Source organism: Burkholderia sp. MSMB1588, assembly GCF_001546925.1.
GTDB classification, from domain to species: Bacteria; Pseudomonadota; Gammaproteobacteria; order Burkholderiales; family Burkholderiaceae; genus Burkholderia; species Burkholderia humptydooensis.
Window position 1 is genome coordinate 354,534 of record NZ_CM003770.1, and the last position, 22,828, is coordinate 377,361.

General features: G+C 67.1%; 20 protein-coding genes and 2 pseudogenes. 12 read left to right on the forward strand and 10 right to left on the reverse strand.

Features of this window, described 5'->3' with window-relative positions:
• Window positions 1-45: 45 nt before the first annotated feature.
• The 6 genes from cyoD to WS92_RS01435 form a co-directional block, all read right to left on the reverse strand.
• Window positions 46-381, reverse strand: coding sequence for a cytochrome o ubiquinol oxidase subunit IV (cyoD, locus tag WS92_RS01415; RefSeq protein WP_059929001.1), 336 nt, complete (start codon window positions 379-381; stop codon window positions 46-48).
• Complete coding sequence (cyoC, locus tag WS92_RS01420; protein WP_059929004.1) at window positions 382-990, reverse strand: cytochrome o ubiquinol oxidase subunit III; 609 nt, start codon at window positions 988-990, stop codon at window positions 382-384.
• Window positions 990-2,996: a cytochrome o ubiquinol oxidase subunit I gene (cyoB, locus tag WS92_RS01425; protein ID WP_059929007.1), complete on the reverse strand. Its 2,007-nt coding sequence runs from the start codon at window positions 2,994-2,996 to the stop codon at window positions 990-992. Before cyoB ends, cyoC begins: the two co-directional genes overlap by 1 nt.
• A 3-nt stretch (window positions 2,997-2,999) precedes the next feature.
• The gene (gene cyoA, locus WS92_RS01430; protein WP_061083801.1) at window positions 3,000-3,887 is read right to left on the reverse strand and encodes a ubiquinol oxidase subunit II; all 888 of its coding nucleotides are present in this window, start codon (window positions 3,885-3,887) and stop codon (window positions 3,000-3,002) included.
• Between the two features lie 101 nt (window positions 3,888-3,988).
• The gene (locus tag WS92_RS35505) at window positions 3,989-4,246 is read right to left on the reverse strand and encodes a hypothetical protein (RefSeq protein ID WP_171845177.1); all 258 of its coding nucleotides are present in this window, start codon (window positions 4,244-4,246) and stop codon (window positions 3,989-3,991) included.
• A gap of 68 nt (window positions 4,247-4,314) precedes the next feature.
• Window positions 4,315-6,348, reverse strand: a complete 2,034-nt coding sequence (locus WS92_RS01435; protein ID WP_059930691.1) for an NADPH-dependent 2,4-dienoyl-CoA reductase — start codon at window positions 6,346-6,348, stop codon at window positions 4,315-4,317.
• 96 nt (window positions 6,349-6,444) lie between these two features.
• Here WS92_RS01435 and WS92_RS01440 point away from each other — a divergent pair, with 96 nt between their 5' ends.
• Together WS92_RS01440 and WS92_RS36230 are read left to right on the forward strand one after the other, a co-directional pair.
• Entirely contained in the window at window positions 6,445-7,536 is a 1,092-nt protein-coding gene (locus tag WS92_RS01440; protein ID WP_051139222.1) for an AraC family transcriptional regulator, read from the forward strand.
• A gap of 76 nt (window positions 7,537-7,612) precedes the next feature.
• A pseudogene (locus WS92_RS36230) lies at window positions 7,613-7,714 on the forward strand (epimerase); the annotation flags it as partial.
• Between the two features lie 351 nt (window positions 7,715-8,065).
• On the opposite strand, the gene WS92_RS01450 reads toward WS92_RS36230, so the two are convergent.
• Complete coding sequence (locus tag WS92_RS01450; protein WP_059930692.1) at window positions 8,066-8,278, reverse strand: DUF1059 domain-containing protein; 213 nt, start codon at window positions 8,276-8,278, stop codon at window positions 8,066-8,068.
• Window positions 8,279-8,452: 174 nt separating this feature from the next.
• Window positions 8,453-9,367 (reverse strand): LysR family transcriptional regulator, encoded by a 915-nt coding sequence (locus tag WS92_RS01455; RefSeq protein ID WP_059930763.1) that lies wholly within the window; start codon window positions 9,365-9,367, stop codon window positions 8,453-8,455.
• A gap of 182 nt (window positions 9,368-9,549) precedes the next feature.
• Here WS92_RS01455 and benA point away from each other — a divergent pair, with 182 nt between their 5' ends.
• From benA to WS92_RS01495, 8 genes are all read left to right on the forward strand, one after another.
• Entirely contained in the window at window positions 9,550-10,917 is a 1,368-nt protein-coding gene (benA, locus tag WS92_RS01460) for a benzoate 1,2-dioxygenase large subunit (RefSeq protein ID WP_059930694.1), read from the forward strand.
• A complete protein-coding gene (gene benB / locus WS92_RS01465) occupies window positions 10,914-11,405 on the forward strand; it encodes a benzoate 1,2-dioxygenase small subunit (RefSeq protein WP_059930696.1) in 492 nt (163 codons plus the stop codon). Before benA ends, benB begins: the two co-directional genes overlap by 4 nt.
• Window positions 11,406-11,453: 48 nt before the next feature.
• A complete protein-coding gene (benC, locus tag WS92_RS01470; protein WP_059930698.1) occupies window positions 11,454-12,473 on the forward strand; it encodes a benzoate 1,2-dioxygenase electron transfer component BenC in 1,020 nt (339 codons plus the stop codon).
• Window positions 12,470-13,264, forward strand: coding sequence for a 1,6-dihydroxycyclohexa-2,4-diene-1-carboxylate dehydrogenase (locus WS92_RS01475; RefSeq protein WP_059930700.1), 795 nt, complete (start codon window positions 12,470-12,472; stop codon window positions 13,262-13,264). Before benC ends, WS92_RS01475 begins: the two co-directional genes overlap by 4 nt.
• A gap of 279 nt (window positions 13,265-13,543) precedes the next feature.
• Complete coding sequence (locus WS92_RS01480; protein WP_059930702.1) at window positions 13,544-14,029, forward strand: MarR family winged helix-turn-helix transcriptional regulator; 486 nt, start codon at window positions 13,544-13,546, stop codon at window positions 14,027-14,029.
• Window positions 14,026-14,598 carry a cysteine hydrolase family protein gene (locus tag WS92_RS01485; RefSeq protein ID WP_009915799.1) on the forward strand — a complete coding sequence of 191 codons (573 nt, stop codon included), beginning with the start codon at window positions 14,026-14,028 and terminating at the stop codon, window positions 14,596-14,598. The genes WS92_RS01480 and WS92_RS01485 overlap by 4 nt, the downstream gene beginning before the upstream one ends.
• A 22-nt stretch (window positions 14,599-14,620) precedes the next feature.
• Complete coding sequence (locus WS92_RS01490) at window positions 14,621-15,673, forward strand: FUSC family protein (protein ID WP_059930704.1); 1,053 nt, start codon at window positions 14,621-14,623, stop codon at window positions 15,671-15,673.
• Between the two features lie 647 nt (window positions 15,674-16,320).
• Window positions 16,321-17,760, forward strand: coding sequence for a sialidase family protein (locus WS92_RS01495; RefSeq protein ID WP_059930706.1), 1,440 nt, complete (start codon window positions 16,321-16,323; stop codon window positions 17,758-17,760).
• Between the two features lie 154 nt (window positions 17,761-17,914).
• On the opposite strand, the gene WS92_RS01500 is transcribed toward WS92_RS01495, so the two are convergent.
• Window positions 17,915-19,477 (reverse strand): amino acid permease, encoded by a 1,563-nt coding sequence (locus WS92_RS01500; protein WP_009915804.1) that lies wholly within the window; start codon window positions 19,475-19,477, stop codon window positions 17,915-17,917.
• A 177-nt stretch (window positions 19,478-19,654) separates the two neighbouring features.
• Between WS92_RS01500 and WS92_RS36235 the strand changes: the two are divergent.
• Window positions 19,655-19,875, forward strand: a pseudogene (locus tag WS92_RS36235) (hypothetical protein).
• A gap of 117 nt (window positions 19,876-19,992) precedes the next feature.
• Here WS92_RS36235 and WS92_RS01505 read toward each other — a convergent pair.
• Window positions 19,993-20,883: a metal-dependent hydrolase gene (locus WS92_RS01505; RefSeq protein ID WP_082743609.1), complete on the reverse strand. Its 891-nt coding sequence runs from the start codon at window positions 20,881-20,883 to the stop codon at window positions 19,993-19,995.
• A 433-nt stretch (window positions 20,884-21,316) separates the two neighbouring features.
• On the opposite strand from WS92_RS01505, the gene WS92_RS01510 reads away from it, so the two are divergent.
• On the forward strand, window positions 21,317-22,696 hold the full coding sequence (locus tag WS92_RS01510) for an MBL fold metallo-hydrolase RNA specificity domain-containing protein (RefSeq protein WP_059930710.1): 1,380 nt from the start codon (window positions 21,317-21,319) through the stop codon (window positions 22,694-22,696).
• Window positions 22,697-22,828: the final 132 nt, after the last annotated feature.

Below are 22,828 nucleotides of genomic sequence, written 5' to 3' on the forward strand. Positions count from 1 at the left end.
CGCGCGGGCATGCGCCGGCCCTCTCGGCGCATGCAGAACTCATGCTCAACGCGACATCATGTTCATGCCGACGTTGTGCATGACCCAAAGCGTGCCGACGATCAGGATCGCCGCCGTCAGCACCGTGTAGCTGAACGCCATCACGTTCCAGCGCTGGCTGGACGATCCGTTCATGTGCAGGAAGTACACGAGGTGCACGACGATCTGCACGAACGCGAGCGCCGCGAGCCCGACGAGCGACGCGTGCGACGACAGCGCGCCGCTCAGCACGAGCCCGAACGATGCGGCCGTCAGCAGCACCGACAGCAGGAAGCCCGCGATATATCCGCCGACGGTGCCGCCGTGCGCTTCGCCGTCGTGAGAGAGATGCGTATCGGCCATTTAGATCACGCTCGCGAGATAGACAAAGGTAAAGACGCAGATCCAGACGATGTCGAGGAAGTGCCAGAAGAGGCTGAGGCACGTAAGGCGCCGGATGTCGCGCTCGGTCAGCGCCGGGCGGCGCATCTCCTGGAACGCGAGCACGGCCATCCACAGGAGGCCGATCGCGACGTGCAGCCCGTGCGTGCCGACGAGCGTGAAGAACGACGACAGGAACGCGCTGCGCTGCGGGCCCGCGCCCTCGGCGATCAGGTGCGAGAACTCGCGCAGTTCGAGGCCGAGGAACGCCGCGCCGAGCGCGAACGTCACCGCGAGCCAGCCGAACAGCGCGCCACGGCGGCCGCGCTGCGCGCCGATCATCGCGAAGCCATACGTGATGCTCGAGAGCAGCAGCAGTGCGGTTTCGAGCGCGACGCCCGGAATGTCGAACAGGTCGACCGCGGTCGGGCCGCCCGCGAATTGATGCGCCATCACCGCGAACACGGCGAACAGCGCGGCGAAGATCACGCAGTCGGTCATCAGGTACAGCCAGAAGCCGAACACCGAGTGCGACGGCGGATGATCGTGCACGGCCTGATGACGGGCGGCGCTCACGGATTGATACGACATCAGTTTGCCTCCAGTTCGACTTCCGCCGGCCGCGCAATGAAGCGCGCGCCGCCGCGTTTTTCCTCGATCCTGCGCACGGCGTCGGCCGGGATGTAATAGCCGTCGTTGTCGCTCGCGCTATACGCGATCACCGTCACGACGATGCCGACAAGCGACGCGACCGCGAGCCACCAGATATGCCACACCGCCGCGAAGCCGAGCACGAGGCTGAACACGCCGACGAAGAGGCCCGCGCTCGTGTTCGACGGCATGTGGATGTCGCGATACTCCGCCTGCTTGCCGAGGCCGAGGCCGCGCCCCTTGCGGTACGCGAACTCGTCGAGCGTGTGCACGGTGGGAATCGTCGCGAAGTTGTACGCGGGCGGCGGCGACGACGTCGCCCATTCGAGCGTGCGGCCGCCCCACGGGTCGCCCGTCAGATCGCGGTTCCCAGGCAGCTTGCGATCGCGCAGGCTGACGACGAGCTGCAACAACTGGCATGCGATGCCGATCGCGATCAGCCCGGCGCCGCACGCGGCGACGATGAGCCACGGATGCCACGCGGGATTGTCGTAATGATTCAGGCGGCGCGTCATCCCCATGAAGCCGAGCACGTACAGCGGCACGAACGCGACATAGAAGCCGACCTGCCAGAACCAGAACGCCGCCTTGCCGAGCTTCTCGTTCAGCTTGAAGCCGAACACCTTCGGGAACCAGTAGTTGAAGCCCGCGAGATAACCAAACAGCACGCCGCCGATGATCACGTTGTGGAAGTGCGCGATCAGGAACAGGCTGTTGTGCAGCACGAAGTCCGCGCCCGGAATCGCCATCATCACGCCCGTCATCCCGCCGAGCGTGAACGTCACCATGAAGCCGATCGTCCAGAGAACCGGCGTCGAGAATTCGAGCCGGCCGCGATAGATCGTGAACAGCCAGTTGAACACCTTCACGCCGGTCGGGATCGCGATCACCATCGTCATGATCCCGAAAAACGCATTCACGTTCGCGCCCGAGCCCATCGTGAAGAAGTGATGCAGCCACACGAGGAACGACAGCACCATGATCGCGCAGCTCGCGTAGACCATCGTCTTGTAGCCGAACAGCGGCTTCTTCGCGTAGGTGGCGACCACTTCCGAGAAGATCCCGAACGCGGGCAGGATCAGGATGTAGACCTCGGGATGGCCCCACGCCCAGATCAGGTTCAGATACAGCATCGCGTTGCCGCCGGCGTCGTTCGTGAAGAAGTGCATGCCGAGGTAGCGGTCGAGGCCGAGCAGCGCGAGCGTGACCGTCAGGATCGGGAACGACGCCATGATCAGCACGTTCGTGCAGAGTGCGGTCCACGTGAACACGGGCATCTTCATCATCGTCATGCCGGGCGCGCGCATCCGCAGGATCGTCACGAAGAAGTTCACGCCCGTGAGCAGCGTGCCGACGCCGGATATCTGCAGCGCCCACAGGTAGTAGTCGACGCCCACGCCCGGACTGAACTGCAACTCCGACAGCGGCGGATACGCGAGCCAGCCCGTCTGCGCGAATTCGCCGACGACGAGCGAGATGTTGATCAGGATCGCCGAGACCGCCGTCATCCAGAAGCTCAGCGAATTGATGAAAGGGAACGCGACGTCGCGCGCGCCGATCTGCAGCGGCACGATGATGTTCATCAGGCCGATCATGAACGCCATCGCCATGAAGAAGATCATGATGACGCCGTGCGCGGTGAAGACCTGATCGTAGTGGTGCGGCGGCAGATAGCCGGGGCCGTTGTACGCGATCGCGAGCTGCAGGCGCATCATCACCGCGTCCGCGAAGCCGCGCAGCAGCATGATCAGCGCGACGATGATGTACATCACGCCGAGCTTCTTGTGGTCGACCGACGTGAGCCACTCCGTCCACAGCCATTTCCAGCGCTTCGTGTAGGTCAGCGCGCCCAGAATTCCGAGCACGACGAGCCCCATGAACGCACCCGCGCCCATGATGATCGGCTGATCGAACGGGATCGCCGAAAGCGTCAATTTACCGAACATGCATTACCTCTTCGTCCGACAGGCGGCGTCCGTCAGGTCGAGGACGTGGCCGTCGTTGTACTTCGCGATGATGTTGTGAAAGAGCCGAGAATCGACCGTCGAGTAGTAGCGCACGGACTGCTTCTCGCTCGGCTGCGCGAGCTGGCCGTATGCGGTCATGTCGAGCCGGTCGGCCGACGCGCGCACCTTCGCGACCCACGCGTCGAACGCGTCGCGCGATGTCGCGAGCGTGCGGAACTTCATGTCCGAGAAGCCGCGGCCGCTGTAGTTCGCGGAAATGCCGGCGAAATCGCCCGGTTCGTCGGCGATCAGGTGCAGGCGCGTCTGCATGCCGGCCATCGCGTAGACCTGCGTGCCGAGCTGCGGAATGAAGAACGAGTTCATCACCGAATCGGACGTGATCCGGAAATTGATCGGCGTGCCGACGGGCACCGCCAGTTGGTTCACCGAAGCAATGCCGAGATCGGGATAGACGAACAGCCATTTCCAGTCGAGCGCGACGACCTCGACGTTGATCGGCTTCACCGACGATTCGAGCGGCCGGTACGGGTCGAGCGCGTGCGTCGTCTTCCACGTGAGGATGCCGAGAAACAGGATGATCAGCGACGGAACCGTCCAGATCACGATCTCGATCGCGGTGGAATGCGCCCACTTCGGCGCGTAGGTCGCGTTGCGGTTCGATGCGCGGTAGCGCCACGCGAACAGCAGCGTGAGGAGGATCACCGGCACGACCACGATCAGCATCGCCCACGTCGACGTCGCGATCAGCGACTTCTCCGCGGCGCCCACCGCGCCTTTCGGATCGAGCACGTCGAGCCCGCAGCCGGACAGCGAGGCGAGCGCACCGATCGCCCCGAACCACGACAAGCCTTTGAAAGCCTTTCTATTCATCACATTTGCCAGCAAGATGTATCACGCTCCAGGCGAGCCGACGGACGACCGACTCACGGAAGCGCTCGCATCATACGGCGAGCGAACGAGATGAAAATCCGTCAATGAGGCAAATCATCTTTGCTGAAAATGACAGTGCGACACGATGTCACAGCATTGGCGACACGTGTTTCGACGAGGCGGGAAGATGACTGCGCATGCGCGATGTCGACGCGAAACGCCCTCGGTTGCTCGGCGCTTTCGAATGCGCCGCCGCATCGGAGCCGCCAACATGACAGGGCGCGAAGCCGGCGATCGCGACCGGTCGCCTCCGCCACGTCGCCCGCTTCGACGAGCGTGGCGGCCAGGCGCGCGGACAAGCGCCGAACGCCGCTCGAACACGCGCGCCGACCGCGCAAGCTTCGCGCCGCCGCACGCCGCGCCGCGCTCAAAGTCGTGCGGCGAGCCTCGCGCCCTGGTCGATCGCGCGCTTCGCGTCGAGCTCCGCGGCCAGCTCCGCGCCGCCGATCAGATGCACGGACACGCCCGCCGCCTTCAACGGCTCGAGCAGCGCGCGCTCGGGCTCCTGCCCCGTGCACAGCACGATCGTATCGGCCTCGATCAAGGTCGGATCGACGCGCTCCTTGCCGAACGTCACGTGCAGCCCCTTGTCGTCGATCAGCTCATAGTTCACGCCGCCGATCATCTCGACCTGCTTCATCTTCAGCGTCGCCCGGTGGATCCAGCCGGTCGTCTTGCTGAGCCCCTTGCCGAGCCCCGTCGCCTTTCGCTGCAGCAGCGTGACGCGGCGCGCGGGCGGCACCGCCTCGCCGCGCATCACGCCGCCACGCGCGAGCGTGGGGTCGGTCACGCCCCACTCCGCTTTCCATGCGTCGAGATCGAGCGCCGGCGATTCGCCGTCCTGAACGAGAAACTCGGACACGTCGAAGCCGATCCCGCCCGCGCCGACCACCGCCACGCGCTCGCCGACCGGCTTGTTGCGCGCGAGCACATCGATATAGGTCAGCACCTTCGGATGATCCTGGCCCGGAATGTGCGGATTGCGCGGCGCGACGCCCGTCGCGAGCACGACATCGTCGTAGCCGGCCGCGATCAGCTCGGCCGCGCCGACGCGGCGGTTCAGGCGCAGTTGCACGCCCGTCAGCTCGATCTGGCGTGCGAAGTAACGCAGCGCCTCGTGAAACTCCTCCTTGCCCGGAATGCGCTTGGCCATGTTGAACTGGCCGCCGATCTCGGCCGCCGCGTCGAACAGCTCGACGCGATGCCCGCGCTGCGCGAGCACCGTCGCGCACGCGAGGCCGGCCGGCCCCGCGCCGATCACCGCCACGCGCTTCGCGTGCGCCGCGCGCGCGTAGTTCAGCTCCGTTTCATGGCATGCGCGCGGATTCAGCAGGCACGACGCGATCTGGTTCTTGAACGCGTGATCGAGGCACGCCTGATTGCAGCCGATGCACGTGTTGATTTCGTCGACGCGGCCCTCGGCCGCCTTCTTCACGAATTCGGCGTCGGCGAGGAGCGGCCGCGCCATCGACACCATGTCCGCGCAGCCGTCCGCGAGAATCTGCTCGGCGACTTCCGGCCGGTTGATCCGGTTCGTCGTCACGAGCGGAATGCCGACTTCGCCCTTCATCTTCTTCGTGACCCACGCGAACGCGCCGCGCGGCACCGACGTCGCGATCGTGGGCACGCGCGCCTCGTGCCAGCCGATGCCCGTGTTGATGATCGTCGCGCCCGCGCGCTCGACCGCCTTCGCGAGCAGCACGACTTCGTCCCAGTTGCTGCCGTCCGGAATCAAATCGAGCATCGACAGCCGATAGACGATGATGAAATCGCGGCCGACCGCCTCGCGCGTGCGCTCGACGATCTCGACCGGCAGCCGCATCCGGTTCGCATACGAGCCGCCCCATTCGTCGGTGCGCTTGTTCGTATGCAGCGAGATGAACTGGTTGATCAGGTAGCCTTCGGAGCCCATGATCTCGACGCCGTCGTAGCCCGCCTCGCGGGCGAGTTGCGCGCAGCGCACGAACGCGCGTATCTGCCGCTCGATGCCGCGCGCGGTCAGCTCATGCGGCGTGAACGGCGAGATCGGCGACTTGAGCCGCGTCGGCGCGACCGCGAACGGATGGTAGCCGTAGCGGCCGGTATGCAGGATCTGCAGCGCGATCTTGCCGCCCTGCGCGTGCACCGCGTCCGGAATCACGCGATGCCGGCGCGCGGCGGCGCCCGTCGACAACGTGCCGCCGAACGGCTTCGTCCAGCCGGCCACGTTCGGCGCGAAGCCGCCCGTGACGATCAGGCCGACGCCGCCGCGCGCGCGCTCGGCAAAATAGTCGGCGAGCCGCGGCAGCGTCTTGCGGCTATCCTCGAGGCCCGTGTGCATCGAGCCCATCAGCACGCGGTTGCGCAGCGTCGTGAAGCCGAGGTCGAGCGGGGCGAGCAGGTGCGGAAACGGGGTCGTCATGGGTTATCGCGGGAACGGAAATATCGGGATCGTCACATCGTAGGCGCTTGCGCCGCTTGTCCGTAAGGGGTCAAGCAGCCATAATGCTTGTCATTCATGGCCAATCTTGGCCACTCTCATCCGGTTCACGACACCCGCGTGCGACGCTCGACGAAAGACCAGCTTGGCTTGCGCCGGCCGACGATTCCGGTCGCGTACCTGCGGCATCTGCTGAAGGTGTTCGACGAACGCGGCATCGACGCGCGCGACGCCCGCGCGGGCACCGGCCTGCGCGACGCCGTGCTCGGCGAGCCGGACGCACGCATCGCGCCGTCGCAGTGGGGGCGGCTCGTGCTGAACGCGATCCGGCTGAGCGGCGACGAAGGAATCGGCTTCGAGCTCGGGCTGCGGCTGCGGATGTCGGTGCACGGCTTTCTCGGCTACGCGGCGCTGACGGCTGCCGACCTGCGTGCGTCGCTGCTCGTCAACGCGCGCTATTCCCGGATGCGCAACCGCCAATACCGGCTGCACTACGCGGAGCGCGACGATGGCGCGACGCTCGCGCTGCACGGCGTGCAAGCGAGCCCGGTGCTCCAGCATCACGCGATGTTCGAGATCGTGCTGACCGGGATCGCGCAGAACGTCGGCACGGTGACGGGGCGTGCCGATCCGCCGATCGAGCTGCAATTCGCGTGGCCGGAGCCCGACTATTACGCGCGCTATCGCGACCGGCTGCCGCCCGTGCGCTTCGGCTGCGCGGCGAACGCGCTGTGGGTGTCGCACGACGCGCTCGACTGGCCGTTGCCGCTCGCGGACGAAGTCGCGCACCAGCAGGCGCTCGCGCAGGTCGAGCGCGAATACGCGGACGTGCGTCACGAGGAAGGCGACCTCGTCGCGCGCGTGCGCGCGGAGCTCGCGCAGCCGGCGCACGGCTACCCTGGGCCCGACGAACTCGCGCGGCGCCTCTTGATGTCGGCCCGCACGCTGCGCCGGCGGCTGCTCGATGCGGGCTCCGGCTATCGCGCGCTCGTCGACGAAGCGCGGCTGCGCGACGCGCGCCGGCTGCTGCGCGCGTCGGACCTCGATCTGAAGACGATCGCCGAGCGGCTGCAGTTCAACGATCCGGCGAATTTCACGCGCGCGTTCCGCAAGTGGACGGGGCAAACGCCGAGCGCGTACCGGGAAGCGGGCGGCGACGTCGAACGATAGACGGCATGCGCCGCGTTCGCTTTGATGTTCACGCACGCACTCACTCACGCGTGCGAGCGGGAGCGAATTTGCGTCGATGCGCGAGATGCGCCATCTGTGGCGCGAGGCGCTGCGCATGGACAACGCAAAGCTCGTCACCGCGCTCGGCCGGGAACCGCACACGCCGCTCGACGCGGCATATCCGCGCGAAACGCCGCAAGGCGATCAGGTCGACCTGAACGAATCGATCGACGTTGCGGGCGGGCGCATCACGCGCCACCGGGTCTACTGGGGTTGGGTCGGATTCAAGACGCTCGTCGCGGCGATGAAGCGCGCCGAACCGGCCACATGACGCGGCGGGCTCCGGCACGAAAGGAAAAAGACCGCACGCCGCGCGGTCGGCGACGCGCGCCGCCGCGTCCGGGTGCAAACGCGCATCCGCTGTCGACTCACCGGCACGGCAACGGATTCGAACGCGCGGCCCGAACGGATGCGACACGCGCGCCCGCGAGCCAACGCGCACCGACACGCATCGGCGGTTCCGTCGACGCTACGCTTGACGCGGTGCATCGACGGGCGGCGTGCCGTCGTGGAAAAGCGTTCTTAGCTGCGTGCGCAGTTCCGGCGAATCGGCGTGACGATGCACCGAGACCGCGTGCTGGACGGCCGCCTCCAGCAATTCGTCATCCGAATCGGCGGACATTGCGACGGTGCAGTGCATGTCGCTCGGAAACTCCCGGCAATCGATGTATTTGCGAGCCATGACGCCCTCCTCGCACGAAATATGAAGCAACCTGACGATCGATGGTCCCCCGGGACAATCGCTTCGAAAACGACGATGCCCGCACGTCGAACGAAGTGATGGTTGGATTCTAGGTCACGGCGAAACGGTTCGTTAGGCCAACCGACGAAGGGCGCGAACGCGCAGCGCGCCCGCTCATTCGTGCGGCGGCAAGTAGTCCATCTTGAATTCGTCGTACAACCGATAAATGAGTTCGAGCATCGCGCGAATGTCCTCCGATTCGTCGAGCATCCGCGTGCTCATGATGATCGGCGACACGAGGTTCGGATCGTCGAGCTCCTTGTAGCGGACGTCGTCGCGCTTGAGCCCGTACACGCTGTGCGGCACGACAGACACGCCCTCGCCCGCCGCGACGAGCCCGAGCGCGATCTGCAGCTCGCGCGTCTCGTAGATCCGGCGCGGCTTCAGCGCGCGGTCGTGGAACGCGGCGAGCACCTGGTCCGCATAGCTCGGCCGCGGCGACTTCGGAAAGATGATCAGCGTCTCGCTGACGAGGTCGTGCAGCGACAGCACCGGCTTTTCCGCATCGAGCGGATGCGCGTCCGGCAGCGCGACGATCATCCGCTCCTCGCGCAGCACGATGCGCCGCACGCCCGGGTCCTCATGACGAATACGGCCGAAGCCGACGTCGATCCGCCCTTCCTTCAGCGCCCGGATCTGATCCATCGTCGACATCTCGCTCAGGCTCAGCTCGACTTCGCCATGCTCCGCGCGAAAGCGCCGGATGATGCGCGGCAGCATCCCGTACAGCGTCGAGCCGACGTAGCCGACCGACAGCGCCCGCTCGATCTTGCCGATGCGCTTCGTCATCGATTCGAGCTCGGCCGTCTGCGCGAGCAGTTGCATCGCGTGCGAATAGAAGAAGCGGCCCGCATCGGTCATCTTCAGCGGCCGCGCATGACGCTCGAACAGCATCACGCCGAGCGCTTCCTCGAGTTGCTGGATCTGGCGGCTCAACGGCGGCTGCGCGATGTGCAGGCGCTCGGCCGCGCGCGTGAAGTTCTGCTCCTCCGCGACCGCGACGAAGTAGCGTAGATGCCGCAATTCCATCTTCATACCCCGAGGATATCGATCCGATACTCAATCAGTGTTGGACGCCCCGTTTTACCAGCAACTATCCTCAATCTGACCGCGTTGTCGTCGAGCACTATACCTGCGAAGCATCGTAGGTTCACCCGGGGTTTTCCGCACGGCGCGCGCCGGTCCCGATCAGAGCCCATCAGGAGACGCCCATGATCCCGATCTATCCGGATCGTCACCCGACGCTGCGATGCATCGACGATTTCCTCGTCGAAGACAAGGCGCGCGGCGACTACCGGCTGCACCGCAGCGCGTTCACCGACGAAATGCTGTTCGAGCTCGAGATGAAGCACATCTTCGAAGGCAACTGGATCTATCTCGCGCACGAGAGCCAGATCCCGAACGCGAACGATTACTACACGACCACGCTCGGCCGCCAGCCGGTCGTGATCGCGCGCAATCGCCAGGGCGAGCTGAACGCGTTCGTCAACGCATGCACGCATCGCGGCGCGATGCTGTGCAGGCACAAGCGCGGCAATCGCGCGAGCTACACGTGCCCGTTCCACGGCTGGACGTTCAGCAACAGCGGCAAGCTGCTCAAAGTGAAGGACCCCGAAGGAGCCGGCTACCCGGACTGCTTCAATCGCGACGGCTCGCACGATCTGAAGAAGATCGCGCGCTTCGAGAACTATCGCGGCTTCCTGTTCGGCAGCCTGAATCCGGACGTCGGGCCGCTCGCCGCGTATCTCGGCGACGCCGCGCGCATCATCGACATGATCGTCGACCAGTCGGCGGACGGCCTCGAAGTGCTGCGCGGCTCGTCGACGTACACGTACGAAGGCAACTGGAAACTCACCGCCGAAAACGGCGCGGACGGCTACCACGTGTCGGCCGTTCACTGGAATTACGCGGCGACCGTCAATCATCGCAAGACGGACACGCAGCACGAAGACACGATCCGCGCGATGGACGCGGGCAACTGGGGCCGCCAGGGCGGCGGCTTCTATGCGTTCGATCACGGCCACATGCTGCTGTGGACGCGCTGGGCGAACCCCGAGGACCGGCCGAACTTCGATCGCCGCGAAGAATTCGCCGCGCGCTGCGGCAGCGATGTCGCCGACTGGATGATCCGGAACTCGCGCAACCTGTGCCTGTACCCGAACGTCTACCTGATGGACCAGTTCGGCTCGCAGATCCGCGTGCTGCGGCCGCTCGCCGTCGATCGCACCGAGGTCACGATCCACTGCATCGCGCCGAAGGGCGAAGCGCCCGACGCGCGCGCACGCCGCATCCGCCAATACGAGGATTTCTTCAACGTGAGCGGGATGGCGACGCCCGACGATCTCGAGGAATTCCGCGCGTGCCAGCAGGGCTACGCGGGCCGCGCGGTCGAATGGAACGACATGTGCCGCGGCGCCGAGCACTGGATCGAAGGCCCCGACGAAGCGGCGCGCAGGATCGGCATCCGGCCGCTGATGAGCGGCGTGAAGACCGAGGACGAGGGGCTGTATACGGTCCAGCACCGCTACTGGATCGCGACGATGAAGCAGGCGCTCGCCGCCGAAAGGAGCCGCGCATGAGCACGATCGACATCGCCCGCATCCAGGCGTTCCTCTATCGCGAAAGCCGGCTGCTCGATGACAAGGCATGGGACGCGTGGCTCGACTGCTATCACCCGCGCGCCGTGTTCTGGATGCCGTCGTGGGACGACGCGGACGCGCTCGTCACCGATCCGCAGCGCGAGATCTCGCTGATCTACTACCCGAACCGGCAGGGGCTCGAGGATCGCGTGTTCCGCATCAAGACCGAGCGCTCGAGCGCGACGATGCCCGACACGCGCACGAGCCACAACCTCGCGAACGTCGAGCACGAGAGCGCCGATGGCGACGTGCACGTCGTGCGGTTCAACTGGCACACGCTCAGCTATCGCTACAAGACGGTGTCGAGCTACTTCGGCATGTCGCGCTACGCGATCGATTTCTCCGGCGGCGCGCCGAAGATCGTCAGCAAGTACGTCGTCCTGAAGAACGACTACATCAACCAGTTGATCGACATCTATCACATCTAGCCGGCCGCGCGGCGCGCGCCGCGCCGCGCCGCGCCCGAGGAACGCATCATGGAACACCGGATCGCCCTGCAGTTCGAAGACGGCGTCACCCGCTTCATCGCGTGCCGCGACGGCGAAACGCTCGCCGACGCCGCCTATCGCCAGCAGATCAACATCCCGCTCGATTGCCGCGACGGCGCGTGCGGCACCTGCCGCTGCCGGTGCGAATCGGGCGACTACGACCTGCCCGAAGCGAGCTACATCGAAGACGCGCTGACGGCCGACGAAGCCGCGCAACGCTATGTTCTCGCATGCCAGACGCGCCCGCGCAGCGATTGCGTGATCGACGTGCCCGCGTCGTCCGCCGCGTGCAAGACGGGCGCCGCGCGCCACGAGGGCACGCTCGCGTCGGTCGAGCGGCTGTCCGCGTCCACGATTCATTTTTCGATCGACGTCGACGAGCCCGCGAAGCTCGCGTTTCTCGCCGGGCAGTACGTGAACGTCGAGATTCCCGGCGTGGGCGCGACACGCTCGTACTCGTTCAGTTCGCGGCCGGGCGACGCGCGCGTGTCGTTTCTCGTGCGCAACGTGCCGGGCGGGCGGATGAGCCGCTACCTCGCCGGCGAGGCCGCGCCCGGCCAGCGGATCGCGTTCTCCGGCCCGCACGGCAGCTTCTACCTGCGCGACGCCGCGCGGCCCGCGCTCTTTCTTGCGGGCGGCACCGGCGTCGCGCCGTTCCTGTCGATGCTCGACGTCTGCGCGTCGCGCGACGGCGCGCCGCCCGTGCGGCTCGTCTACGGCGTCACGCGCGACGACGATCTCGTCGCGCTCGAGCGCCTCGGCGACGTCGAGCGTCGCCTCGCCGGCTTCGCATACCGGACCTGCGTCGCGGACGACGCGAGCGCGCACCCGCGCAAGGGCTACGTGACCGCGCACGTCGAGCCCGATTGGCTGAACGATGGCGACGTCGACATCTATCTGTGCGGCCCCGCGCCGATGGTCGACGCTGTGCAGACGTGGCTGCGCGAGCGCGGCGTCACGCCGGCCAATCTGTACTTCGAAAAATTCTCGTCGAGCGGCGCGTCATGAACACTCGCCACGCACCCGGCCGCTTCGACGGCAAAGTGGCGATCGTCACGGGCGCCGCGCAAGGCATCGGCCGCGGCGTCGCGCTGCGCGCGGCGCGCGAAGGCGCGACGGCGGTGCTCGTCGATCGCGCGGATCTCGTCCACGACGTCGCGGCCGACATCGTCTGCGCAGGCGGCCGCGCGCTCGCCGTCGTCGCCGATCTCGAAACGTACGCGGGCGCCGAAGCGATGGCGCGCGCGGCCGTCGACGCATTCGGCTCGATCGACGTGCTCGTCAACAACGTCGGCGGCACGATCTGGACGAAACCGTTCGACCGCTACGAAATCGCGCAGATCGAGGCGGAAATTCGCCGCTCGCTGTTCCCGACGCTGTGGTGTTGCCGCGCGGTGCTGCCCGGCATGATCGCGCGCGGCGGCGGCGCGATCGTCAACGTGTCGTCGATCGCGACGCGCAGCGTTCATCGCGTGCCGTACGCGGCCGCGAAAGGCGGCGTCAACGCGTTGACCGCGAGCCTCGCGTTCGAGCACGCGGCGCACGGCATTCGCGTGAACGCGGTCGCCGCGGGCGGCACCGACGCGCCGCCGCGCAAGGTGCCGCGCAACACGGAACCGCCGGGCGGCGACGATGCGCGCTGGTATCGCGCGATCGTCGACCAGACGCTGTCGTCGAGCCTGATGCATCGCTACGGCACGATCGACGAGCAGGTTGCCGCGATCCTGTTTCTCGCATCGGATGAGGCGTCGTACATCACCGGCTCGGTGCTGCCTGTCGGCGGCGGCGATCAGGGCTGAGCGTCGCGCGCGGGCTCGGGAAGCCGGTAATCGGGATCGCGACGACGCAACCGCGCGACGTGAGCGGCGGCGTTCAGCACGGCCAAAGGACTGGATTGCGGCCGGCCTACGCGCCGAGCGTCACGACCGATCCGATCAACGTCATCCCTGTCAGCAGCGCCTGCTCCTCGATGGCCGCGCCCGCCATCGGCATTGCGCCGCGTCCTGCGTCGCGACATCCCATTCACTCCAATCCGCTCCATATTGCTATAAAAATATAGCTATATTAAAGTAGCCAACATGATCACCGCCCTGCACCTCCAGCAAGCCTCCCGCCTGCGCGGCCAAGTCAACGCGCTCACCCGGCGTTTGCGTCGCGAAGCGCAGGCCGATCCCGTGCAGTTCTCGCAACTGGTCGTCCTCGGCGCGATCGATCGCCTCGGCGGCGAGCCCACGCCGTCCGAGCTCGCGTCGGCCGAGCGGATGCGCTCGTCGAATCTCGCCGCGCTGCTGCGCGAGCTCGAAAGCGGCGGCCTGATCCGGCGCCACGCGGATCCCGCCGACGGCCGCAAGAGCCGCGTATCGCTGAGCGCGAGCGGCAAGCAAATGCTGTACGGCAACCGCGCGAAGCGCGAGGAATGGCTCGTGCGCGCGATGCACGCATGCCTTTGCGCCGACGAACGCGAGGTGCTCGCCGCCGCCGGCCCGCTGCTCGAGCGCCTCGCGCAATTCGACGAAGCGGCCAGCGCCGCGCCGCCCGCCCCCTCACCCAGGAGCTCACGATGAACACTGCCTTGATCGGACTCGACTACATCGTCGACATCATGCACCCCACCGGCAAGATCGCCCGCAGCGCAGCGCACGCCGCGCAGCGCGACGTCGTCGGCCGCTTCAACCGCGCGCTCGCGGCCGCGAAGCAGAAGGACTGGCTGCGGATCGGCGTCAAGGTCGGCTTCGAGCCGGGCTATGCGGACTTGCCCGCGCATTCGCCGATGTTCGGCCGCGCGAAGGAATTCGGCGCGCTGGACCTGAGCGGTCCCGGCACGGCGTTTCATCCGGATCTCGACGCCGACGCCGTGCAGCTCGTCGTCGTCAAGCCGCGCGTGAGCGCGTTCTACGCAACGCGCCTCGAAGCCGCGTTGCGCGCGCGCCGTATCGAACGCGTGATCGTCGCGGGCGTCAGCACGACGTGGGCCGTGCAGGCCGCCGCTCGCGACGCGCACGATCGCGACTACGAAGTGCTCGTGCTGGAAGACGCGTGCGCGGCCGCGACGGAAGACGAGCATCAGCGCTCGATCGACGCGCTGCGCGGCATCGCGCGGATCGTCACGGTCGGCGATCTCGCGGCGCTGTGAGCGCGGCTCGCGCGAGGCCCGCATGATCCGCGCGATCCGCGCCGCGCTCGCCGCCCGGATCGGCCACGCATTCGACTTGCCGACGCTCGGCCGCACGCTCGTCGTTTGCGCACCGACGATCGCGCTGTACGGCGCGACGGGCGATGCGCGCTGGCTGCTCGCATCGATCGCGACGGTGTCGATCGCGATCGCCGTCGAGCGCGTCGGCATTGCGCCGCTCGGCGCGCTCGCGCAAGGCGCGGCGATCGTCGCCGGCTTCCTGTCGCTGTCGCACGCACTGAGCGCGTGGCCGGCATTCGTCGGCGGCTGCGCGGCGCTCGCGGCCGCGGCCGTCGCGCTGTCGCGCTTCGGCGCGCGGCTGCGCTCGCTCGGCAACTTCGTCTTCATCCCGTCGCTGTATCTGACCTGCGAGGCCGCGGCCGCGCAGCATTGCGCGCCGCGGCTCGTCCCCTACCTGTGCGCGGCGATGCTGCCGCCCGTCGCGCTATCTTGCGTGCAGGCGCTGCGCGGCGCGCCCGCGGCGCAGCGCCTGCACGCGCTCGCGCGCTGGCGCGACGCACGCGATCTCGGCCGGCCCGCCGCATGGAGCGATGCGGCGCAGGCAATCGTCGCGGTCGCGCTCGCGGCGGCCGTCGCCGCGCTGCTCGTCGAATGGCTGCACATCGACAATGGGCAATGGGCGATCTGGTCTGCCGCGAGCATCGTCACCGGCGATGCGGCCACCGCGCGCCTGAAGCTGCGCGATCGCGGCCTCGGCGCACTCGTCGGCGTGCCGCTCGGTCTCGCGGCCGGCTACGCGCTGCCGCACGGCGCGCTCGTCTACACGCTCGCGACGCTCGCATCGGTTCTCACGCTCGTCGCGTTCCGCCATTACGCGACCGGCTTCGGCGCGCGCTGCGCGTGCATCGCGTGCGCATCGTGGATCGCACAGCAGTCGGCGGCGATCGCCGCCGAGCGCGTCGTCAACGTACTGGCCGGCGGCCTGATCGGCGTCGCGTTCGTGCTCGCGACGCACTGGTTCGCGACGCGCCCGCTCGCGCGATGGCGCAACGCGCGCGCGAATCGCCACGCCTGACTGACGCGGCGAGCGCCGCGTTCGCGCGCGCGGCGCTCGCCATGCGTCACGCGCGCCGCGCCCAATACATCGGCATCCGAATCGAGCGCGAACGAACGACGATTCGATGACGTACACGCGTGCTCCGCCCGGAACATCGATGCACCGCCGCATTCGAAACACCAGCCAAACGAAGAACGATTGGCATTTCGCTTACGCGCCTTGCGCACGAAAAGCCCGCGCGATCGGCAAATCTTCCGCCCGATTCTTTCAGCATCCTTAAGCCAATTCCGTCTCTTTCCGACGCTACGCTCTGTTACAAAAAAGTTCCTGTCGCCACGCGCGAAGTTGCCTACATTGCAATCCACTTCGAGGCATTCGTCGCCGTGACTTCGCGGCGCGCGCGGCCGACCGCCGCGCACCGCCGCATGACGGCAGCAACAAGAAACGAGAGAGTCGTACCGATGCGCTGGCGGAACCCAGCGATGGCGGATGGCGACAGTCGATAACGGCGAAGCGAAAGCGAGCGCGGCACCCCGCGCGCGTCGACGACCTCATTCGATCGCGCCGACCAAGGGGGCGGCCCGTGACGACGAACGCGACGTCTCGCGCGCTCGCGCCGCTTTGGTTCGGCAGTCGCCGCCGCCGCTCACCGAGGAGAGTTGTCCATGCGACGCATTGCCTTGCCTGTCTCGTTTGTCACCGGAATCTCCGCCGCGGCGGCCCTTGCGATGGCCGCGGCCGCGCACGGCGCGCCCGTGCTCGTCTCCGGTCCGAGTCCGTTCGCCAGTTGCACGATCGGCGGCCCCGGCACCAACTATGTGAACGCGGAAGTCGAGCCGTGGGTTGCGGTGAATCCCGCGAACCCGTCCAACGTGATCGGCGCGTGGCAGCAGGACCGCTGGTCGAACGGCGGCGCGCACGGCCTCGTCGCCGGCTATTCGTTCGACGGCGGCCTCACGTGGAAACAGACGAACCTGCCGTTCAGCGCGTGCGCGGGCGGCCTCGCATACGAACGCGCGTCCGATCCGTGGGTGTCGATCGGGCCCGACGGCACCGCGTACTCGGTGTCGATCTCGTTCAACCAGTCGAACAACAGCAACTCGGTCGCGGCATCGGTCTCGACGGACGGCGGCCAGACCTGGAGCGCACCGACGCTGCTCATCGCCGACAACGAGCCGACCACGCAGTTCTTCAACGACAAGGAATCGGTGACGGCGAATCCGAAGAAGGCGGGCACCGCATACGCGGTGTGGGACCGGCTCGAGCAGCCGACCGGCAATCCGCACGCGAACCTGCACACGGCCGCGTATCGCGGGCCGACGTTCTTCTCGAAGACGGCCGACGGCGGCAAGACGTGGAGCGCGCCGGCCGTGATCGTCGACGTGCCGTCGCGGCAGCAGACGATCGGCAATCAGATCGTCATCGATCCGCGCAGCGGCGCGCTATACGATTTCTTCGACCTGATCCAGCCGCCGTTCAGCGCGGCCGCGGGCAAGGTCGCGTTCATCAAGTCGACCGACGACGGCGCGACCTGGACGAAGCCGCAAATCGTGTCCGGCCTGCAGACGGTGTCCGTCACCGATCCGAATACGAACGAACCGGTTCGCACGGGCGACATCATCCCCGAGCCCGCGATCGATCCCGCGACGGGCCAACTGTACGTCGTCTGGCAGGACTCGCGCTTCAACGGCGGCCTGTACGACGAGATCGCGCTGTCGACGTCGTCCGACGGCGGCGCGACGTGGAGCGCGCCGATCCGCGTGAACACGCCGAGCGGGCGGCCCGCGTTCAATCCGTCGGTGCGGGTGAATTCGGCGGGCGTCGTCGCGGTCACGTATTACGACTTCCGCGATCTGCAGGCCGGCAACACGACTACGCTGCCGACCAACTACTGGCGCACGCTGTCGGCCGACGGCGGCCGCACGTTCGGCACCGAGCGCCGGATCGCCGGCCCGTTCGACATGCGGACCGCGCCTGTCGCCGAAGGCTTCTTCATCGGCGATTACGCGGGGCTCGACACGCGCGGCACGTCGTTCCTGCCGTTCTTCGTGCAGACGAACTCGGGCAACACGGCGAACCGCACCGACGTGTTCGCCGCGCCGTAAGCGGGCGCGCCGCACAGCGCGGCGCGACGCGACGCGACGCGCCAAGAAGAAAAAACGACGGGCAACTCAAATAAAAAAGCGGCCGCGCCCGATGCCGGGCCGGCCGCCTGTCGAATTTGCAGCGAAACGAACGAGCGCTGCGGGACGCGATGCGTTACGACGCCGCCTCGGGACTCGACGGCACGCGAATGGCCGCCGCTTCGCGCGCGTCATGCGCCGCCGCGCGCTCGTGCTCGGCCACCCATGACGCGATGTCCATGTCTTCGTAGCGGACCCAGCGCGTCTTGTGAACGAGCCGATAGCCGAGCCACACGACGAGGAAGAGCGGAATGCCGACGTAGGTCGCGAGCACGCCGACCCAGTCGATCCTGTTCGCGAGGAACGCCTGATAGTCCTGGCCGAGCGCGATCACGATGCACAGGGCGAACGCGAAGATCGGGCCGTACGGATACAGGCTCGACTGATACGGCAGTTGGCCGACCGAGAAGCCCTGGCGCACGTAGCCCTTGCGGAAACGGTAGTGGCTGAGCGCGATGCCGAGCCACGCGATGAAGCCCGTCATCCCCGACGTGTTCAGCAGCCACAGATACACCGTCTTGTCGCCGTACAGCGACGACAGGAAGCACAGCGCGCCGACGGCAGTCGTCGCATACAGCGCGTTGCGCGGCACGCCGCCCGCCGAGAGCTTCGCGAACAGTTTCGGCGCGCGGCCCTCGGTCGCGAGGTTGTAGAGCATCCGCGTCGACGCATACATCCCCGAGTTGCCCGCCGACAGCACGGCGGTCAGGATCACCGCGTTCATCACGCCGGCGGCGAACGCAAGGCCCGCGTGGCGGAACACGAGCGTGAACGGGCTCACGCCGACGTCCGTCACGTCGCTCTTCAGCAGGTTCGGATCGGTGTACGGAATCAGCACGCCGATCACGAAGATCGCGAGCACGTAGAACAGCAGAATTCGCCAGAACACCTGACGCACCGCACGCGGGATCGTCGTGCGCGGGTTTTCCGATTCGCCGGCGGCCACGCCGATCAGCTCGGTGCCCTGGAACGAGAAGCCGGCGATCATCGCGACGCCCATCATCGCGGGCAGGCCGCCCGCGAACGGTGCGTCGCCGATCGTGAAGTTGCTCCAGCCGTTGCTCGGGCCGCCCTTCAGGATGCCGAAGATCATCAGCAGGCCGACGCCGATGAACGCGAGCACGGTCACGACCTTGATGAGCGCGAACCAGTATTCGGCCTCGCCGAAGCCGCGCACGGTCAGCACGTTGAGGAGGAACATCACGCCGAGGAACGCGGCGCTCCACCAGACGCCCGGCACGTCCGGAAACCAGTAATGCATGACGAGCTGCGCGGCGACGAGCTCGACCGCGATCGTCACCGCCCAGTTGTACCAGTAGTTCCAGCCGAGCGCGAAGCCGAAGCCTTCCTCGACGTATTTCGCGCCGTACGTCGCGAACGAGCCCGACACCGGCATGAACGCGGCCATCTCGCCGAGACTCATCATCAGGCAGTAAACCATCAGGCCGATCAACAGATAGGCGAGCATCGCGCCGCCGGGGCCCGCCTGCGAGATGGACGCGCCGGACGCGACGAACAGGCCCGTGCCGATCGAGCCGCCGATCGCGATCATCGTCAGGTGGCGGGCTTTCAGGCTGCGGCGCAGCCGAGGAGGATTCGATTGTGCGGTTGAGCTGTCGGAATTCGGGTGTGGTGACATAACGGGCTGGCAAAAGCGGCGGGCGACGGTTCGACGCCGCGCCGGGCAGGACGCCGGATTCGGCGCGTCCCCAGGACGATCCGCGGCGCGCCGCCCGGTGCCGACCGGGCGCGCCGCGCCGCACGCATTTTTTGCGCAGCGCGGATTCTACCCGATTCATCAGAGCTCGCCTGCAACATGACGTGCTGCGACGCGCAAGATCGACGCGGGAAAAACGCTTTGCCGATCAATGGGTTGCGCACCGAGCACGGCGGCTCGGGGCTCGCCGCGCGCATCGTGGGCCGGCGCTCGTCCGATGCAGCGCGGCATCGAAAAATATGAAGAATGCGAAATCGGCCGATCTTCGCTGCGGCGCGCAATGGTTCGCCACACGAAAACGCCGCGAGACGACGCGATAAGCACGAACACGAGCGGCGGCCGAGCATGCTCCCCCGGCGCAGCGGCGCCCCGAAAAAAACGGAAGGGCCGCTCGTAGCGGCCCTTCTCTTCTCCCTGATTTGCCTGCTTGTCCTGCGTTACACCGCCCGCGGCACCGGATGCAGCGGCACCCGGCGGGGCGCGGCCTTCGCCGCCAGGCGCGCATTGCTCGCGTCGATCTCGGCGATCAGATCGTCGAGGCGCTCCAGATGCGCGCTGTTGTCGTGATCCCACGGATGGAAGCCCGGGCGGAAGTAGTCGATCCATTCGCGCGCGATCAGCGCGAAGATGCCGTTCTTCGGGCCCCACAGATACTTGACCAGCTTGCCGATGCCGAGCCCCTTGCCGATGCGGCGGCGATGCGAGATCAACAGGCGCGTGTTGAAGTCGAACAGCGTCGCCCAGAACACGACCGTGACGAGCAGCATCGCGCCCGTGCGCAGCAGGTAGCTCGCGAGGCTCGGCTTCATCACGGTGCGCCACACGTCGTATGCAACCGCCTTGTGCTCGGTCTCCTCCATCGAGTGCCACATCCACATCTGGCGATAGCCGTCGACTTCGCTCAACGTGATGCGGTTCGCGAGCACGAGGCCCGTGAACATCGCGGTGTAGTGCTCGAGCGCCATCGTGATCGCGAGCTGCATCGAGTGCGGCAGCGCTTTCTTGAACCAGCCGAGCACCATCCACAGGCGCTTGTCGAGCTTGTGCGCGGGCAGGCCCGCCGCCTGCAGCAGATCGTTGAATTCGACGTGCTCGCGCGTATGCATCGCTTCCTGGCCGATGAAGCCGGCGATGTCGCGCTTCAGGCCAGGCTCCTCGACCCGGTCGCGATAGTTGCGCACCGAATCCATGAAGAAGCGCTCGCCCGCCGGGAACAGCAGCGACAGCGCATTGAACAGGTGCGTCACGCCCACGCCGGCGGCGTGCCAGTCGCAGATGCGGCCGGGCGGCAGGGCGAAGCGGATATCGCGACGAACAATTGCATTCACGGTGTTTGTCTCCATTGGTCCCGTCAGGGGACGTCGGTGCGACTCGATGCAACGCCCCGATGAGCCGATTTGGGAATAGGGGCGCGGTCGCCATCACATCAAACCATCAATCAACGTTACATTGATTGATGTCATAATAGGAGACGTTCAAACTCTGCGCAAGAACGACTTCGCGCAAAAAACACATTCTTCGCTGCGGAGTTTCCCCTACTCGCCCGCGCAAGCGTCCGGCGCACGCGGCACGCGGCGACGCCCGAGCGCGGCCTTCAAACGGCGCGCCGGTGTCTTCGCCGGTTCCCCCCTTTGCCGGTTCTCCCCCTTGTTGCCTCGCGCCAGGGAAGCTCCGCCTCGCAGGTTGATCCACGTCAGCAATGAGCCCGTCGCGTGTAGTGCAATGGGCTCATCGGACATCACACGCTTTTCAGGGGGTCTCATGAAACTGACGTTTCTCGGCGCGACGGAAACCGTCACGGGCTCGAAGTACCTGCTCGAGCACGCCGAAACACGCGTCCTGATCGACTGCGGGCTGTTCCAGGGCACGAAGAAGCTGCGGCTGCGCAACTGGAGCCCGCTGCCCGTGCCCGCCGGCTCGATTGCCGCCGTCGTGCTCACGCACGCGCATCTCGATCACAGCGGCTATCTGCCCGTGCTCGTGCGCGAGGGCTTCCGCGGGCCGGTCTATTGCACGCACGGCACCGCGGCGCTCAGCGAAATCATGCTGATGGACAGCGCGCGGCTCCTCGAGGAAGAAGCCGATTTCGCGAATCGTCACGGCTACTCGAAACACCATCCGGCGTTGCCGCTCTATACGGCCGACGACGCGCAGCGCGCGCTCGAGCGCCTCGCGCCGCGCGATTTCGACGCGCCGACGGCGCTCGCGGGCGGCCTGCACTTCCGCCTGCTGCCCGCCGGGCACATTCTCGGCGCGGCGAGCGTCGTCGTCTGCTGGCGGCACACGCTGCTCGCGTTCTCCGGCGACCTCGGCCGCGCGCACGATCCGATCATGCGCGCGCCCGTGCCGCCCGTTCATGCGGACTATCTCGTCGTCGAATCGACGTACGGCGACCGGCTGCACGACGCGAGCGACCCCGAGACCGAGCTCGCCGACGTGTTTGCGAAGACGTTCGCGCGCGGCGGCGTGGTCGTGATGCCGTGCTTCACGGTCGGGCGCGCGCAGGAGATTCTCCACTACATCGCGCAACTGAAGAAGACCGGGAGGATGCCGCACGTACCCGTCTTTCTCGACAGCCCGATGGCGACGAGCGTCACCGAGCTCTACCGGCGGCGGCTCTCCGATCACCGGCTCACGATGTCCGACGCGGACGCGATCGGCCAAGCGGCGGTGATGGTGCGCACGGTCGAGCAATCGAAGGCGATCGCCGATCACAACGGGCCGATGGTCATCATCGCGGGCAGCGGCATGGCGACGGGCGGCCGCGTGCTGCACCATCTCGAGCGCTACGCGCCCGACAGCCGCAACACGATCCTGCTCGTCGGCTATCAGGCGGCGGGCACGCGCGGCGCGGCGCTCGCCGCGCACGAGCCGACGCTGAAGATTCACGGCGAATACGTGCGCGTGCGCGCGCAGGTCGAGATGATCTCGTCGCTGTCCGCGCACGCGGACTACGGCGAGATCCTCGGATGGCTCGGCGCGCAATCGAGCGCCCCCGCGCGCACGTTCGTCACGCACGGCGAGCCCGCGGCGGCCGACGCGCTGCGGCGGCGGATCGAGGAAACCCTGCATTGGCGCTGCGAGGTGCCGTCGTATCTCGAATCGGTCGAGCTCGAGGATGGGCCTGCTCACACGAAATGATTCCGGCGAGAGGCGCGAAGCGCCGGGCATGCGCCGATGTCCGGCGGCTTCGCTGCGCCGAGCGCATCGAACGCATCGCCTGAATCGGCTGGACATTGCGGCATGCGCCGTTTTCGTCATGTGATGCAAGCG

Excerpts from the sequence above, each read along its gene's own strand:
- cyoD (WP_059929001.1), bottom strand. The coding sequence starts at position 381 with ATGGCCGATACGCATCTCTCTCACGACGGCGAAGCGCACGGCGGCACC.
- cyoC (WP_059929004.1), bottom strand. The coding sequence starts at position 990 with ATGTCGTATCAATCCGTGAGCGCCGCCCGTCATCAGGCCGTGCACGAT.
- cyoB (WP_059929007.1), bottom strand. The coding sequence starts at position 2,996 with ATGTTCGGTAAATTGACGCTTTCGGCGATCCCGTTCGATCAGCCGATC.
- cyoA (WP_061083801.1), bottom strand. The coding sequence starts at position 3,887 with ATGAATAGAAAGGCTTTCAAAGGCTTGTCGTGGTTCGGGGCGATCGGT.
- WS92_RS01435 (WP_059930691.1), bottom strand. The coding sequence starts at position 6,348 with ATGACGACCCCGTTTCCGCACCTGCTCGCCCCGCTCGACCTCGGCTTC.
- WS92_RS01440 (WP_051139222.1), top strand. The coding sequence starts at position 6,445 with ATGGCCAATCTTGGCCACTCTCATCCGGTTCACGACACCCGCGTGCGA.
- WS92_RS01450 (WP_059930692.1), bottom strand. The coding sequence starts at position 8,278 with ATGGCTCGCAAATACATCGATTGCCGGGAGTTTCCGAGCGACATGCAC.
- WS92_RS01455 (WP_059930763.1), bottom strand. The coding sequence starts at position 9,367 with ATGGAATTGCGGCATCTACGCTACTTCGTCGCGGTCGCGGAGGAGCAG.
- benA (WP_059930694.1), top strand. The coding sequence starts at position 9,550 with ATGATCCCGATCTATCCGGATCGTCACCCGACGCTGCGATGCATCGAC.
- benB (WP_059930696.1), top strand. The coding sequence starts at position 10,914 with ATGAGCACGATCGACATCGCCCGCATCCAGGCGTTCCTCTATCGCGAA.
- benC (WP_059930698.1), top strand. The coding sequence starts at position 11,454 with ATGGAACACCGGATCGCCCTGCAGTTCGAAGACGGCGTCACCCGCTTC.
- WS92_RS01475 (WP_059930700.1), top strand. The coding sequence starts at position 12,470 with ATGAACACTCGCCACGCACCCGGCCGCTTCGACGGCAAAGTGGCGATC.
- WS92_RS01480 (WP_059930702.1), top strand. The coding sequence starts at position 13,544 with ATGATCACCGCCCTGCACCTCCAGCAAGCCTCCCGCCTGCGCGGCCAA.
- WS92_RS01485 (WP_009915799.1), top strand. The coding sequence starts at position 14,026 with ATGAACACTGCCTTGATCGGACTCGACTACATCGTCGACATCATGCAC.
- WS92_RS01490 (WP_059930704.1), top strand. The coding sequence starts at position 14,621 with ATGATCCGCGCGATCCGCGCCGCGCTCGCCGCCCGGATCGGCCACGCA.
- WS92_RS01495 (WP_059930706.1), top strand. The coding sequence starts at position 16,321 with ATGCGACGCATTGCCTTGCCTGTCTCGTTTGTCACCGGAATCTCCGCC.
- WS92_RS01500 (WP_009915804.1), bottom strand. The coding sequence starts at position 19,477 with ATGTCACCACACCCGAATTCCGACAGCTCAACCGCACAATCGAATCCT.
- WS92_RS01510 (WP_059930710.1), top strand. The coding sequence starts at position 21,317 with ATGAAACTGACGTTTCTCGGCGCGACGGAAACCGTCACGGGCTCGAAG.